Here is a 14492-nt window from a genome sequence, read left to right as displayed (position 1 = left end):
TGTAAATCACGTCGCAAATCGTCAGATGATGGTTTTTCGAGATGGGGCATCTGCTTTCGACTCAGCCCTCACTCACGCGGCCCAGCCGGTCGTTCAGCAACTTCACCGAGGAGGCCGACGAGAGACTCGGCGGCCAGTTCTAGCAACGCTTCCCCGCGTTCGGCGCTCCCTTCGCGTGGGTCGCCGACGACTCCGTTCTCGGTAAATTCGTCTGTATCGAACGCGAGATTGACGCCGCTTTGCCACTCCCCCCAGCCGTCGCTGCCGCCGTCTGCGGCCTCGTCCAGTCGGTCCTCGTGGACGGTCTCTGGATTCGTGTGCTGGAGGAGCGAGGTTTCCAGCGGCCCACCGTGGCCCATATCGGTGCTGTGGTCGCCGACCGCGTTGAACCATGTGAACGGGACGGCGAAGGCCTCGTCGTGGCGGGTTATCTTGCCGGACACTTCCCGCAACGCGTCGATGTTGCCGCCGTGGCCGTTGACCAGCACCACATGGTCCCAGCCGTGGCTCGCGAGGCTCCGGACGATGTCCCGGACGTACGACCGAAACGTCGACTCGGAGGTCCACAGCGTGCCGGTGAACGCCCGATGCTCCTCGGCGACGCCGACAGGGACTGCCGGAGCGACAACGACGGGGTCGTCGTACCGCTCGGCACCGCGTTCGGCGACCGCCTCGGCGTCGAGCGTGTCCGTCCCGAGCGGCGCGTGTGGCCCGTGTTGCTCCGTGCTCCCGACGGGAAGCAGCGCCAGGCTCGTCTCGACAGCCGCCATGTCAGTCCAGGTTTCCGTCTGTAGATCCATGGTCACGTCTCTGTACGAAGCGGAAATAAAGCCCAGTCTCTCTCCGCCTGTTACGGTTGGTGGCCATCTACACAAAGTGGAACACGTACGACCCGGACCACACCTCAACTGCGGAGCGACTGCTCATACTGCCGGCTGTAACTATTTCAAGAGATTCGCCACCCCGAGGTGGCGAGATTCTTCACAGACGTACAGCCGGCAGTATCAGTCCCCGGTCGAGGCAGGGTTGTTCCGCCGTGACCAGATCAGCGGTGTCCTGGCAGGTTCTACCACCCGAAAAGTGAGGGAGACAAGCGAGACGATGGCGGCATACTCGATCACACTCGCTACCAGATGTAGCTCGGTCGGGATGTGCACCGATACGACAACCGGCGGCTGATTCATCGATGCATGGAACAGGGCGACGAGCCAGAGGTTGCCCGTCAGTGCGTATACGCTCCCGTAAGCGAGTCCCATGAGCGTCAGTCCGAGGAGTCTGGCTGCCAGCATGGAACCGACGCCGTGCCCCGATGCGAGAAACCACCGCGGGAGATGAAACAGGGCAAATAGGACTGCGACGAGGCCGATACCAGCCAGCACCGCACGCCGAGTCGTCCCGCCGGCCAGCCTCGTGAATTTCTCCTGCAGGTACGTGCGAAAGAGGAGTTCTTCCGGGATCGCAGTGAACAGAAGCGAACTGAAAAGCGCCGCGAGATACAGCAGCGGGTGGGCAGCGGTTCTCGACAGCGAGGCGTCGAACCCGGAGATCCCACCCACCGCGAGGGCGACCGCAACAAGGTTGTACAGTCCCCAGAACGCGATGACCACCCCGATCACGGGTATCAGTGTGCGAACAGGCGGGAGCAGAGAGCGCGGTGAGACGGTCTCAATTCTGAGCGCACCAACGGTGAGTGCGACGAGGAAGACACCCCAGAGCATTCCCAAGACGGGCGGCGGCGATGCGCCGGGGGAGATGATCACCAGTCCGGAGAGGACGACAATTACCAGGAGGTACGCTACAACGGGAACCAACGGCCCGCTGCTGAATCTCGGCAGGCCAATATCAGGGCACAACATCCAGTCGGAATCCGATGGCCGACCCAAAATTATCTTCCATCTCGCAGTCCGGTGCAAATCCGTCGACGACGAGTACCAAGGTGTGTGAATCGGCCACAACCCACAGCTCTCGACGTTTAAAACCAGTTTTTAGTCTCTGGTAGCTTTAGTATGCTCCCGACCGACGGGGCAAACGCCGGCGACCGCCTGAGACGGTTCCCGGCTGCCAGCGCCCTCCCCGTATGCCGCCGGTTTCCACGAATCGGAATCCATCCCAGTCCGGGTGTCCACACGGCAACGGGCACACCCCGCCCTCCCCGTTGTCGACTGCTCAATTAACAGTGCGTTGGTACTACAGTTGAGACCCACACCACAGACCGAAAGTAACCATGAAACGACGTGTATGCCGGTTATACTGTTGCTATGTGAATGTACGTGCGTCGGTTTTCACAGGCGACGTGTTCTGCGATATGTATCACCGAGTAGCCGGACATCTCGGTACGGCACTCGATTCCCGGGCAGTGCTCGCTGAGAGACTGGCTCCCCACATACCGACGGGCGTATCGCGGCAGGTGGTCAGCAGTGCGTGATCGGACTGTGCTGCTACTGGCCGTCGTCGCAATCGTATCACTCACTGGTAGCATCGCAATGCTCGCAGTGACAGGGCCAACAGACTCCCGCCCGGACAGGGCCGATGCCGCATCAGTATCGGTGTCGGACGGAGCAGCCGGCCGGTTCGCACGTCTCCACATGGCCGGGGTCACAGGTTCGAACGTCTCGGTCGGCATCGTCGATCCGACCGGATTCGATACGGAGTCAGAAACGATTGCCGGACAGGTCACCGAAACACGGAGCTTCGGCGGTGGGTCCGTAGACGACACACGGGAGGCACACGGAACCGCGACGGCCGCCGTCGTGTCGCGGACCGCACCGGACGCCGACCTCTATCTCGCCCGGGTCGATAGCGTCGACAGTTACCGACAGGCAGTCAACTGGCTCGTTCAAGCGGATGTCGACGTGATTGTCGCGCCCGTTTCGTTCTACGGGCAGCCAGGCGATGGAACCGGACCGGTCGCCCGGAGTGCGACGCGAGCGACGGAGAGTGGGTCAGTGTTCATCGCCCCAGCCGGTAATCTCGCGCAATCCCACTGGTCGGGGCAGTACACGTCCGAGGACGTAAAGAATCGGACGGTCACGTTTACCAACGGGAGTCGGGAGAATTACGTTCGAGGCGGGACCGAAATCACGGTCTGGCTCTCGTGGGACCGGGGCCACGCAGACGAGGAGTACACAGTCGAACTGTACCGGACGAACGGAACCGACTCCCGTCTCGTCGCCCGCTCACAGCCCTACCGCGGTGACGATGTACCAAACGAGCGTATCGTTGCCGACGTCAGACCTGGCGACTACTATCTCGTCGTTCGAGGGCCAGCATCGCCGACTGGCGCGCGGCTCCGGCTCGTGTCACCGACGCACGACCTCCAGCACACGACGACTCGGAACAGCATTGTGGCTCCGGGCACGGCCCGGAAAGCCATCACTGTCGGGGCGTACAACAGCCGTATCGACCAGCTCGAACCGTTCAGTTCACGAGGCCCGACAGTCGATAACCGGGTCGGCGTCGACGTCGTGGCCCCGGATAGACAGTTCGCCGCCGCAGCACCTGACGGCTTCGTCGGCTCTTCGGCCGCAGTCCCCTACGTCGGTGGCACCGCAGCCTTGCTGCTGGATGCAAACGAGTCGCTGTCCCCCCGCGAAACCGAACACCTGCTGGAACGGACCACGAGAGACGTGGGACGACCGGGACTCGACAACGGAACCGGCCACGGGGCGGTCGAGCCAGTCCGCGCGGTCCGGGCTGCACAGAATCGTACTGATGGTTAAAACTCGTTTTAACCCAGCCACAGACCTTTGAAGAGTGCCGTATCATATATCCGACAGTGACCCATGTCGAGCCCTATCGAAACGTTACAGGAGCGGACCGGGACAGCAGACGAATCACCGCGGGTACTCGGTGTTGCGGAGAACGAAACCGACGACGTTCTCGACGCGCTCGCATCGGACACCAGCCGGTCGCTGTTCCGCACGCTGTACGACGAGCCTGGAACGCCGTCCGAGATAGCGGACCGGTGTGACACGTCGGTCCAGAACGTCCACTACCACGTCTCGAATCTCGAAGACGCAGAGCTCATCGAACCGGTTGAGACGGTCTACTCCTCGAAGGGTAACGAGATGACCGTGTACGGTCCCGCAAGCGATCCGATTGTGCTCGTCGGCGACCGCGACCTGGAGCCGCGTCTCCAGCAGTCGATGGCTGATGTCGTCACTGGGCTGGGACTCATCGGCTTCGCGAGCCTCTTCGTCCAATGGGGCGCGGAGAAACTGGCGACCGCGACCGCAGGCGACGGGGTTTTGGCTCCGGCGAGTCCGAACGCAGGGCCGGTCAGTGGGACGAACGCTGTCGCTAGATTCGTTTTCGAGGTCATCGAACCGGGCCTGCTGTTTTTCTGCCTCTGTCTCACGGTGCTCGGTATAGCCGCCCTACTGGTTGACGGGCAAGCCTGAGCGAGTTCCGCCGCCGAGCCGATACTTCCGCTGCGGCGATCTACGGGCAGGAAAGCATCGCTCACTGATCTAGCCCCAACGATGACGGTATAGTTTGGTCAATAGGGACGATCACCCTGATAGAAAAGCCAACTCGCTGTGCCCCGATGCTGCTTCGAAAAGCGGCCTGCGGACGTCAGGCGAAGCGTCAGTTCATAAGAGACCGCAGGCAGATCCCCACACCAGCGATGGCGAGGATGCCACCGACGGCGAGAGCGCCGGTACCGATTCCGAAATCACCGTCCTGTGACTGCCCTGGGGCCGGCGTTTCGCCGGTAACTGAATCGACGCCGTCGGAGGACGCATCCGCAGACGAGTTGGTGCCATCAGTGATCAGTAGCGTGCCGACCGCATCGGGTTCGTCGGCCGCCTCTGTCCCGCGAAACAGCGACAATTCATAGCTCGCCGCGGCGAGTTGCGAATCGAGGGCGACCTCCGAACCGGACTCGACTGCGACGGCGTCGGCGTCCGCCGCGGTTTCGAGGGTGGGTTCGTCGTGGCCGGCCGCCGTGGTGTCGAACAGGAGGACGACACGATCATCGCCGTTCCCGTCGCGGACGGTCGAATTGATCTCGTAGTTGGTGGCCGGGCTCCCGATAGAGACAGTGGCCGCATCAGCGGTTGCGAGGACGATTGGAATCCGGCCAGTGTCGCCCTGTTGAGCCCGGGTCACCGACTCCTCGAAGCCGAATTCGGCAGTCTCCTCGACCTCGAACTCCTCGTTTGCCGTCTCGTTTGCTTCGATAACGAGCGTCCCGACAGTCGGCGAATCGTCGGTCGTGCCGTCGAACACGCGGTAGGTGTACGCGGCGGGGGCAAGCGTCGACGGGAGTTCCGGCTCTGTCGCAGTCACGGTGAGCGAGTCGCCGTCGTCCGCGACACTGAGGGTCTCCGCGTCGGTGCCGGCAGCCGCGGTGTCGAAGAGGACCAGCACCTCACCGTCCTCGTCGTCGTCGCTGACAGTCGCGTTGATCTGATAATTGACTGCCTCGCTGCCGACGGAGAGCGTTTTGTTCCCGCCATCAGTCATCGAGACCGGAATTTCAGCGGTTTCTCCCTGAGAGACCGTGACGACGTTTTCGTCCTCGTCAGTCTCTGTCGGAGTCTGGATATCCGGTACTGGGTCAGTACAGTTGCTGTCGCACTCAGCGACGGTTCCAGTACGTTCAAACAGCGTGTCACCGTCGACATGAGCGGATAGTTCGTAGGACGTGTTCGCCGGCACCGCGGACATGTCGAACTGGGCGACGAACGTCCCATTGGGCTGCACGCTGACCTGTCTTTGCTGAAGGAATGGGTTCGACGCATCAGCTGACTGGATTCTGACCGTCATCTCCGTCCCGGATTCCAGCGTGGTCTCCCCGGTGATCACCTGCTGTTCGTCTGAGTGCAGTGGAAAACTGTCCTCTGAGACCGTGGCCTGCTGCTCCGCAGCGGCCAGCCCCGGAGCCGTCGCCGTTGCGGCGATAAGCACCGCGGCCAGCGCCACCGACCGAACCCTCACAGAACCACCTCCCGCAGAGCGGGCAACTGTGCGTATATTTGCGGGCGATACTGCAGACAGTACTGGACTGCAGATGGAGGGCAATTCACTGGCATACGATTAGCAGTTACGGTGGGACTGAAAAACCGTCTGCGATAGCTTAAAACCACGTTGAACTCGGCAGTACTAATCAGCTTGGAGGGCCGGCGAGGGCGCTCTGCTGCAAACGGTCATCTCTGTTATGCCGTTTCGGCGTCGGCGATGTTCATGCCATCAACATATTCAGTCGTTTTGCAATAAGAGACGACAGGGCGTGGGAAGTTGGGGGAGATCAGTATTTTTATGGTAATTTCGGGATGAGTGACTAGTATGCGAACGGTCCTCGCAAACCAGCTCTCCAACGTCCGGGTCGTGAGTACCGATGGCCGCGAAGTCGGCACACTGCAAAACATTACGCTCGATACAGCTACGGGAGAACTTCAGACAATTGTCATCAACAGCGAAGTGCAGGAGATATTCGGCGTTGAGCGGGATTCCGACGGCGACATTCGATTGCCGGCGTCCCTCATCGAATCGAAGCGGGATCACCTGACCATTCAGCCGCCGACAGAACAAAGTGTCGGCGGCGGCGATACTGTGGACTCGTAGGCGACCCGTCGGCTGTTCAAACGGGCCGAAACGAATGCGGTTGGTAGTTGAGTGTATCCGATTGTCGCTGGCTGATGGGGACGAGCGGCGACGGTTACAAGGTGCATTTTGCGAGTTTAGAACGCCCGTTCTGTAGTTCAAAAGCGTGCTTCCGTCGGCGTCAGTCGACAATACGAGGGCTCCGCCCCAGTCGGCGGGACCCGAATCACCATCAAGAGGGTATCCCCGACCAGCCACAGCTATAGTAGCCGTTGGAAATCGTTTCAATTGTTACTATAATTCGGTAGCGGTCTGTCAATGCAGACACGAACAGGTTCGGACAAATGCTCTTTTTTACAAATAGCTGAAAGGGTCTATGGAAGTACTATCGCCTACACAGAACTATCCCGGCGTTGTCCTCGGTGTCCTCTGTGCTGGTGTCGGAGCCGTGTTGCAGGGCGTCGAAAGTAGCGTTCTATGGGGTCTTATCGGGTACTTTGTGGGCAAATCGATACAGAGTACGCTGTGGACGATTACCGGCGAACGGACCTCGTGACCCGAAGACAGTCGGCGCGAGATGCCGACTCGGCCGTGGTGGCGGTCCGTAAAGCCGACTACCCGTTTCGCTTGAAGCTGGCGGCAACCATTGCGGTCAAGACGGCGAGGACGAGCAGTTTGACAGCGACAAGGTGCCCAATCGGTGAAGCGAGCAGCGCTAGAGCGGACAACCCGATGAGGCCGGCAGTCTGGTAGACGCCGGTCACGAATACGACCGAGATAACGACGGGGAGGTGGCGGCGGAACGCGTGTGCCTGTGGTTTCAGCGCCTCACCGGCGTCGGGTCGGGACCGTACTGTCGGCAAGACGACGAAGTTGTGCCACATCGCGCCGCCGAACCACAGCGAGAACGCGCCGACGTGAGCGAGCCGGACCCCCCAGTCCACGAGTGTCGTCCCCGTTTCCACCCAAGCGAATCCAGTAAGCGAAACGAGGCTGGCGAGGAGCAGCGTGGACCGAACCGACACCGCCCGGCGAGTCGGCGAGCCGTCAGCAATACGTCTGATACCGAGCAACGAGATCGCCCCGTTTTCACCTTCTCCCGTACCCATGAGCAACCCAGTTTTAGGCACACCTAATCAAAACCCTGGGGCCGGAGATGTTCGGTCGATTTCGTACCCGAGACAGAGCGAAGGGGTTCGGGACTACACTTTCCGCAATAGCTGAGAGACCAAGAGATATGTCCTCAGAATCGCAAACAGGGTCCGCTTCGTCGCTCACGCCGTCGGTTTCCGATATCGAGCGGAGCGCAGGCCGATATCTCTTCGCCGTCTCTGTCCTCTCGGAATCTCCCACAGAGCGGGTTTCGACCGGGGAACTGCAGGAGTTCTTGAACGTGACCCCGGCCAGCGTCACGGAGATGGTGTCGAAACTCGACGAGCGGGGACTGGTGGACTACGAAAAATATCAGGGAGTGACGCTCACGGATCGCGGGGACGCTCTCGTGACGGAGGTTGGGTGGCGTTTCTGCGTCGTTTCCACCTTCTTCGAATCGGTGTTAGATACGACCCTCGACGAACAGACGGCGTTCGATATCGGCTTCCTCCTCCCGAAAAACGGTGTGTTTCGTCTCCGAAGTCATGTGGGTGGAGCCTGTCTGGGCCACTGTCCAGAGGCAGGCGGCGACGGCGAGCAGTGCGTTCCATAGACGGGGAGTGGTGTCAGCACCCGCTATCGAATCCCTCGCCGATTCGGAACCGCCCGTTCCACGTCGTCAAACAAGTCAGCGGAAGACCGTGACGGCGAACGTATTAGCGAGCGGATCCGCGGCCCGTTCTCAGTCTCGAAATGGGTACGACAGTGACGGGATACCCTGACTGGGCACCGTGCAATCGGTGGAGCGATCGGGATGCTGCCGAACCCCTTCGGGACAGGTGACATCAGTCCACTTGTGTACCATCCAGTATAGAGATGCCAAGAGAGATTCAGTTGCGAGACCAGTCGGAAAGACAACGCCGTGAACAGCTCTTCGACGTACTGTCGGGAGCCGAGATCGGTGATACCATCGAAGTCGTGGCCGACAGGGATATCGACCCCCAGCTGGTGCGCTACCAGCTGGAACAAGGCCGGTCGCTGGAGTGGGAATACGCACATCCCGACGCAGAGCCGCGAGAGCTGCAGGTGACCGTCGGCGAACCGCTCGGGGACGAGTCGCACCCCACAATCGACGTCCGTGACCTGAAGCCACAACGACGACACGAGGCGCTTCTGGATATCTTCGACGGTCTGGCGGCGGGTGACGGGTTCGTCCTCGTCAACGACCACGACCCCAAGCCGCTGTATCACGAGCTCAAATCGATGCATGGGGAGGTAATCGAGTGGGACTACGCGAGTCAGGGCGGCGGTGAATGGCGGGTCGAGATCGTCAAGACCAGCGATTCCGAGACCACCGGTGAAGACATCGTTACGCGGTACGACGTCCGCGAAATCCCCAAACAGGAGCGGCATCCGACGATCCATCACCGATACGGAATGATACCCGAGGGCGGGACGATGGAACTCATCGCCCCACACGAGCCGCGGCCCCTGCAACGGGAGTTCAGACAGCGGTACGGCGACGCGTTCGCCTGGGAGGTCGTCGAATCTGAGCCCGGCCGCTGCCGCGTCCAGATCACGAAAACTGAGAGTACAGGGGAGTCCGGTGAATCGGATACCGCTGCAGATGACGTGTCGGAAGCCCCATCTGACGACGAGTCAGTCGAGATTACCGACGAACTCGATGTCAGAGATCTCCCGCCGGCACAGCGACACGAGCAGATCTTCGAGGCGTACGCCGAACTGGACACCGGGAGCGGATTCGTGCTGGTGAACGACCACGACCCCAAGCCGCTGTACCACCAGTTCGAGGCCGAGGCGGGCCCGGAGTTCCGCTGGACCTACCGCCAGCAGGACCCCGGTGAGTTCAGAGTCCTGATCGGAAAGGCCGAGACGACCGTCGACGAGTCAGCCGACGAAGAGACGGAGGTCCCGTTCTGACCATGGACTACGGACCCAAACGCCGAGAACAGGGGAACAGAGCGCTCCCTACAACGAACGCAAGTAACAGCTACCAATGACTGAACCAATCGATCCGGACCGACCGCTCGGCGCACTCGTCAGAGAGAACCCGGCGTTCGCTCGCGTCTTCGAAGCAGTCGGGCTCGATTTCTGCTGTGGCGGTGACCAGATGCTCCGGACAGCCTGTACCGAAGCGGACCTCGATCTCGATGCCGTCCGGGAGCAACTGGACGAGGCGCGTCGAAAAAGGGAGGAGCGCGGGGACGAATGGGAATCGATGACTGCCCTCATCGAACACGTCGTCGACAGCCACCATCAGTACCTCCGCGAGGAGCTGCCAGCCCTGGAACAACTCGCTGAGAAAGTTCGGAGCGTCCACGCGGAAGAGCATCCAGAGCTGGCGGACATCGAGCGGGAAGTCCTCGAACTGGCCGAGGAGATGCGTCAGCACACGACAGAGGAGGAACAGGACGTGTTCCCCGTCATCGAGAAGCTCGACAGCGGAGACGAACTCACAGGCAAGGAAAGAGCGCGTCTGGACGAGGCGCTCGCGGACCTCGAATCGGACCACGAAGCGACGGCCGAGCACCTCGAACGGATCGCAGAGCTGAGCGACGGGTACGCGGTTCCGGACGACGCCTGTCCGAGCTATCAGAGCCTGCTCGAACGACTCGAAACACTGGAACAGGACACACATATGCACGTCCACAAGGAGAACAACGTCCTGTTCCCGCAGGTCGAATCACGGCTTGCGGGCCAAGTCTGACGGTCAAAAGGCCGATTGGCAGCCTTTAGAGTCCTGCTCATCTCCACCCAGGATTTGTCAACTAATCATTCCGAGGTGTCGAACACGTTCGTACAAAGCATTTTCGTGTACCTGGTCGCAGTCGGGCCTGAATGTGTTTAGGTAAGCCTAAAAATGGAGGACAGACACAGCCCAGAACCCGCCCTCAGCCGTCACAGAGGAGGTGCAGTGTTCGTGATACGTGACCATATTCGGCATCTCCGTCACGTCATCGACGAACAGTCGCTGTCCATACGAGGCGTGATAACACTCGGAGCGTTGCTCTCGCTCCCGATATTCGGAACTGGTGTCCGCACCCTGGGCAGTTCCCTCGGCCTCGGTCGACTCGTCGTTCCGTTGCTAGTCCTCGCGCATGTGCCGGCCGTTATCGCGCTAATCGCCCTCTGGTCGATAGGCTGTGACGTCTGTGGAACCGAGGCTTCAAGGTAACGATAGCCGGTGTCGTCAGGACTCTGTGATGCAGACACACGGCGGCTGAGCGGTGGCGGTACAAGGTGGCTGGTTACCGTAACATCGCGTCGGCGTACTCACTTGCCGTCTGTCGGGCTGTTTCGAGTTCCTCGGTGTCATCCAGCATCACGGCGCGGGTCCGGGCACCGTCGATGATCGTCAGCAGCGAACGGGTAACGTGATCCGCGTCAACGTCGCTGAACACACCCTCGTCGATCCCGTGATTGATGACCGCCTTGAGCATGTACCGAATGTACTCGTCGTTCTGTCGGAACCGGTCGCTGAACGCCTCCTTGTACGGTGCTTGACTCCGCATCTCTAACAGGGCGACCGAGAGATCGGGGTTTTCCTGGGGTTTGACGAGCAGTTCATCGAGCAAGATTTCCAGTCTGGCTTCGGGGTCCGTCGTTTCGACGTCGTGAATCGAATCGACGAACCGCTCCAGCAGATAATCGAGAAAGGCCGCAAGAAGGTCGTCTTTCGTGTCGTAGTAGTAATGCACTGCAGCCGTCGATTTGCCGTACTCATCCGCGATCCGTTTTATGGTGAGATCGGCGTACCCGTGCTCGCGCAGCGCCCGGTAAGTCGCCTGCATTATCTCCTCGGTCTGGTCCGAGAAGGTGCGGTCCGATGGTCCAGCCATTGAGTAACGGTTTCACCCACGGTTGGATAACCGTTGTGACCCACGTGACATTGAGTGCATAAATTATTAGTTAGTAAGTCATTATCCGCCAGAATAGACGTAATAATTGTCGGTGGATCACTTTGTGGACTTCAAAGCGTTTTTGACTAACTAGTTAGTAAGTTCCGTCACAGCCGCCATGGATGACGATACAGCTACCGAAATTCTCGACGCGACGTACCGCGCCCTCTGCCAGCACGGGTACGCCGCGCTCACGGTCAAAGACATCGCTGCCGAGGCAGACCGGAGCAAAGCGTCTATTCACTACTACTACGACAGCAAAGAGAACCTCTTTACCGAGTTTCTGGACTTCTTGTACGAACGATACACTGCAAAAATAACGGGCGTCGACGGGAGTACACCGCGGGAAGAACTCGATTCGCTGTTGGACACCGTTCTCACTGATGGGCGACAGACGCCCGGTCAGGAGTTCAGAACGGCGATACTCGAAATAAAGGCACAGGCCCCGTACAACGACGCCTTCCGGACACAACTGGCCAGGTTCGATGCCGTGCTCTTCGACCGGCTGCGGGAAATCATCGCGGCCGGCGTCGAAACCGGGGAGTTCGATAGCAGGGTCGAGCCGGCCGTCGCAGCGGAGTTTCTCGTGACGGCGATTACAGGTGCCCATACCCGACACGTCGCCACAGACCGTTCGATAGACAGATTCAAAGAGACGATTACGCGATACGCTGAGACCCATCTCCTGACGGACACGCCAGCGGAGGCGACCCGCTGATGGGGATTCGAAGTCGCGTTAGTGCGCTGTTCAAGGGGCCCGAGGAGTTCGACCTCACGTCGGGTGGCATCGGGAAGCCGCTGTTTTTCCTCTCGATGCCGATCGTCATCACGAATCTCTTCCAGACCGCGTACAACCTCGCGGACACGTTCTGGCTCGGCCAGTACAGCACGGACGCGCTGGCTGCAATCAGCTTCGCGTTCCCGATGGTGTTCCTCCTCATCTCGCTCGGGATGGGGATATCCGTCGCCGGCAGCGTCCTCGTCGCGCAGTTTACCGGCGCGGGCGAGGAGCGCGACGCCGAGTACGCCGCCTCACAGACGGTCACGTTCGCCGTCATCGTCTCGTTCGTTCTCGGCATCGCGGGCTATCTCGGCGTCGATACGTTTCTGAGCCTGATGGGCGCGTCCGAAGACGTCCTCCCCATGGCGACTAGTTACATGGAGGTCATCTCACTCGGCCTGCTGTTCATGTTCGGCTTCTTCGTCTTCGTCGCGCTCATGCGGGGCTACGGCGACACGATAACGCCGATGCTCGTCATGTTCGGCTCAGTTGTGCTCAACATCATCATCGACCCGTTCCTGATCTTCGGCTGGACGGTCGTCGAGAACGCGCCGCTCGTGGGAACTGTCTCGTTCCCCGAACTCGGCATCGAAGGGGCCGCCATCGCAACCGTCTTTTCCCGGGCGCTGGCGCTGGTCGTCGGGCTGGCAATTATGTTCCGAGGGAACCGCGGCGTCCAGATTCACCTCCGCGATATGGCACCGGACCTCTCGTATCTCCGCCGTCTCGTTCGCATTGGCCTACCCGCCTCCGTCGAGGGGACGGGGCGTGCGCTGTCGATGAACCTGCTGTTGGTCATCGTCGCGATGTTCCCGGACACGGTCGTCGCCGCCTACGGCATCGGAACGCGCGTGTTCTCGGTCGTCTTCCTGCCGGCTATCGCGGTCGCTCGCGGTGTCGAGACGATGACCGGCCAGAACATGGGGGCCGACAAACCGGACCGGGCAGCGAAAGCGGCCGGCCTCGCGGCGACGGTGCTTTTCGGCGTGCTCACCCTTGCTGGGGTCCTCGTCTGGTTCACCGCCGCACCGATAGCCGACCTGTTCACGACGGACCCCGAAGTCGTCGAAATCACGACGCAGTTCCTCCGTTACGTTGCGTTGTCCTTCGGCTTCATCGGTATCATGCGGGCCTACACCGGGAGCTTCCGCGGTGCCGGGAAGACGCTCACCGCCGCGGCCATCTCCGTGCTGATGCTCGGAATCATCCGCTTCCCGATTGCGTGGTTCGCCGCTGTGCCGCTCGGCGAGACCGGCATCTGGCTGTCGTTCGCCGTCTCGAACGTCGCAGGGGCGCTCATCGCCTACGGCTGGTATCGACGCGGGACGTGGCGAGACAGCAACCTCACCGAAGCCAAGGTCGATATCGACGAAGCGGGCGTCGAGATGTCGGCTGACGGAGACTGACAGCAGGGTGCGAGCACGTGTGACACCCTTCGAGTGAACCAATGCTTTCAGGGGAGCCGCCGTTACTGCTGCTATGCCCGCAGAACCGAACGCCAGTCAGGAGCCCGCGTCGCCGCTGTTTGCAGCTATCTACGATCCGGCTACGGCACTCGTTGAGCGGACGCTCTTACGGCCACATCGTGAGTACCTGGTGGCGAATCTGGATGGCACAGTGCTGGACCTCGGCGCTGGAACCGGCGCGATGTTTCCGTATTTCAACAGCGTTGCGAACGCGTCGACGGAGGTTCACGCTATCGAGCCAGACCCGCATATGCGGCGTCAGGCAGAGGAGAAGGCAAACGCGCAGGCCACGCCGATTCATATCGAGTCGGCACCGGCGGAAGCTCTCCCGTACGACGAGGACACGTTCGACGTCGTCATCGCCTCCATGGTTTTCTGTACGATTCCAGAGGTCGAGTCCGCGATAAGTGAAATCGTCCGCGTACTCAAACCCGGCGGCGAACTGCGTTTCTTCGAGCACGTCATCGACGACGGGTGGCGCGCCCGGGTACAGTCAGCCCTCGCACCGCTCTGGAGGCGTCTCGCCGGCGGTTGCCACCTCACCCGACAGACGGGGACGCAGCTCGTCGCTGAACAGTCGTTCGACGTCGTCGAAATCGAGCGACTCAATCTGGGCATAACGCCAATCCGGCCGTTCGTTCGGGGACGGCTCCGCAAGCGCTCGGTGTCTTCGACGCGGTAACT

The 14492-nt window shown here is 60.8% G+C and carries 15 protein-coding genes; 10 read left to right on the top strand and 5 right to left on the bottom strand.

Translation table 11 applies throughout. The annotated features are described in order from the left end of the window. Positions 1-68: 68 nt before the first annotated feature. Together SG26_RS18635 and SG26_RS18630 are read right to left on the bottom strand one after the other, a co-directional pair. Positions 69-800, bottom strand: coding sequence for a creatininase family protein (locus SG26_RS18635; protein ID WP_050038439.1), 732 nt, complete (start codon positions 798-800; stop codon positions 69-71). Between the two features lie 204 nt (positions 801-1004). Further along, the gene (locus SG26_RS18630) at positions 1005-1856 is read right to left on the bottom strand and encodes a type II CAAX prenyl endopeptidase Rce1 family protein (RefSeq protein WP_050038438.1); all 852 of its coding nucleotides are present in this window, start codon (positions 1854-1856) and stop codon (positions 1005-1007) included. A gap of 561 nt (positions 1857-2417) precedes the next feature. Here SG26_RS18630 and SG26_RS18625 point away from each other — a divergent pair. Together SG26_RS18625 and SG26_RS18620 are read left to right on the top strand one after the other, a co-directional pair. After that, a complete protein-coding gene (locus SG26_RS18625; protein WP_050038437.1) occupies positions 2418-3719 on the top strand; it encodes a S8 family serine peptidase in 1302 nt (433 codons plus the stop codon). Between the two features lie 63 nt (positions 3720-3782). After that, positions 3783-4400 carry a helix-turn-helix domain-containing protein gene (locus SG26_RS18620; RefSeq protein WP_014031224.1) on the top strand — a complete coding sequence of 206 codons (618 nt, stop codon included), beginning with the start codon at positions 3783-3785 and terminating at the stop codon, positions 4398-4400. Between the two features lie 187 nt (positions 4401-4587). On the opposite strand, the gene SG26_RS18615 is transcribed toward SG26_RS18620, so the two are convergent. Further along, positions 4588-5943: a BGTF surface domain-containing protein gene (locus SG26_RS18615; protein ID WP_228841600.1), complete on the bottom strand. Its 1356-nt coding sequence runs from the start codon at positions 5941-5943 to the stop codon at positions 4588-4590. Positions 5944-6291: 348 nt separating this feature from the next. On the opposite strand from SG26_RS18615, the gene SG26_RS18610 reads away from it, so the two are divergent. Further along, complete coding sequence (locus SG26_RS18610) at positions 6292-6570, top strand: PRC-barrel domain-containing protein (RefSeq protein ID WP_050006946.1); 279 nt, start codon at positions 6292-6294, stop codon at positions 6568-6570. A gap of 593 nt (positions 6571-7163) precedes the next feature. Here SG26_RS18610 and SG26_RS18600 read toward each other — a convergent pair. Then, complete coding sequence (locus SG26_RS18600) at positions 7164-7658, bottom strand: hypothetical protein (protein WP_079980861.1); 495 nt, start codon at positions 7656-7658, stop codon at positions 7164-7166. 128 nt (positions 7659-7786) lie between these two features. Here SG26_RS18600 and SG26_RS18595 point away from each other — a divergent pair, with 128 nt between their 5' ends. The 4 genes from SG26_RS18595 to SG26_RS20845 all read left to right on the top strand — a co-directional run bounded on the left by SG26_RS18595 (position 7787) and on the right by SG26_RS20845 (position 10837). Further along, positions 7787-8254, top strand: coding sequence for a metal-dependent transcriptional regulator (locus SG26_RS18595; protein WP_014031227.1), 468 nt, complete (start codon positions 7787-7789; stop codon positions 8252-8254). Positions 8255-8517: 263 nt separating this feature from the next. Beyond that, positions 8518-9582 (top strand): DUF2249 domain-containing protein, encoded by a 1065-nt coding sequence (locus tag SG26_RS18590; protein ID WP_050038435.1) that lies wholly within the window; start codon positions 8518-8520, stop codon positions 9580-9582. A 76-nt stretch (positions 9583-9658) separates the two neighbouring features. Beyond that, entirely contained in the window at positions 9659-10369 is a 711-nt protein-coding gene (gene ric, locus SG26_RS18585; RefSeq protein WP_014031229.1) for an iron-sulfur cluster repair di-iron protein, read from the top strand. A 213-nt stretch (positions 10370-10582) separates the two neighbouring features. Next, positions 10583-10837, top strand: a complete 255-nt coding sequence (locus SG26_RS20845) for a hypothetical protein (protein WP_225306823.1) — start codon at positions 10583-10585, stop codon at positions 10835-10837. Positions 10838-10910: 73 nt separating this feature from the next. On the opposite strand, the gene SG26_RS18580 is transcribed toward SG26_RS20845, so the two are convergent. Continuing rightward, positions 10911-11501 carry a TetR/AcrR family transcriptional regulator gene (locus SG26_RS18580; RefSeq protein ID WP_008312200.1) on the bottom strand — a complete coding sequence of 197 codons (591 nt, stop codon included), beginning with the start codon at positions 11499-11501 and terminating at the stop codon, positions 10911-10913. 178 nt (positions 11502-11679) lie between these two features. Between SG26_RS18580 and SG26_RS18575 the strand changes: the two genes are divergently transcribed. The 3 genes from SG26_RS18575 (at position 11680) to SG26_RS18565 (ending at position 14490) form a co-directional block, all read left to right on the top strand. Beyond that, positions 11680-12279: a TetR/AcrR family transcriptional regulator gene (locus tag SG26_RS18575; protein WP_014031231.1), complete on the top strand. Its 600-nt coding sequence runs from the start codon at positions 11680-11682 to the stop codon at positions 12277-12279. Continuing rightward, positions 12279-13748: an MATE family efflux transporter gene (locus SG26_RS18570; RefSeq protein WP_014031232.1), complete on the top strand. Its 1470-nt coding sequence runs from the start codon at positions 12279-12281 to the stop codon at positions 13746-13748. Before SG26_RS18575 ends, SG26_RS18570 begins: the two co-directional genes overlap by 1 nt. 73 nt (positions 13749-13821) lie before the next feature. Beyond that, positions 13822-14490, top strand: coding sequence for a class I SAM-dependent methyltransferase (locus SG26_RS18565; protein WP_175055175.1), 669 nt, complete (start codon positions 13822-13824; stop codon positions 14488-14490). The last annotated feature ends 2 nt before the right edge of the window (positions 14491-14492 follow it).

The sequence above is a fragment of the Haloarcula sp. CBA1115 genome, from assembly GCF_000827835.1.
Lineage (GTDB): Archaea > Halobacteriota > Halobacteria > Halobacteriales > Haloarculaceae > Haloarcula > Haloarcula hispanica.
Note: the sequence above shows the minus strand (reverse complement) of the source record. Positions and strands in the feature narration are given on the sequence as shown.